The sequence below is a fragment of the Aurantimonas marianensis genome, assembly GCF_024195285.1.
GTDB lineage: Bacteria > Pseudomonadota > Alphaproteobacteria > Rhizobiales > Rhizobiaceae > Aurantimonas > Aurantimonas marianensis.
In genome coordinates, this window is the sequence record NZ_JALHBS010000146.1 from 1 (window position 1) to 530 (window position 530).

Consider the following 530-nt stretch of genomic DNA (forward strand, 5'->3'; position numbering starts at 1 on the left):
TCAGCCCTTGAGCAGTTCGACGAGGGTCTTGCCGAGCTGTGCGGGGGAGGGCGAGACGCGGATGCCGGCGGCTTCCATCGCCGCGATCTTGTCCTCGGCGCCGCCCTTGCCGCCGGAAACGACCGCCCCGGCATGGCCCATGGTGCGGCCCTTGGGCGCCGTGCGCCCGGCGATGAAGCCGACCGTCGGCTTGGAGCGGCCCTTCCTCGCCTCGTCCTTCAGGAACGCGGCCGCCTCCTCCTCGGCGGCGCCGCCGATCTCGCCGATCATGATGATCGATTGGGTTTCGTCGTCGGCGAGGAACAGCTCGAGCATGTCGATGAACTCGGTGCCCTTGACCGGATCGCCGCCGATGCCCACCGCCGTCGTCTGGCCGAGCCCTTCGCGCGTCGTCTGGAACACCGCCTCGTAGGTCAACGTGCCCGACCGCGAGACGATCCCGACATTGCCCTTTTTGAAGATGTTGCCGGGCATGATGCCGATCTTGCACTCGTCCGGGGTCAGCACGCCCGGGCAGTTCGGCCCGAGCA

1 pseudogene is annotated in these 530 nt (G+C 68.5%); it reads right to left on the reverse strand.

What is annotated here, in order from left to right:
• Window positions 1–530, reverse strand: a pseudogene (locus MJ956_RS18720) (succinate--CoA ligase subunit alpha); the annotation flags it as partial.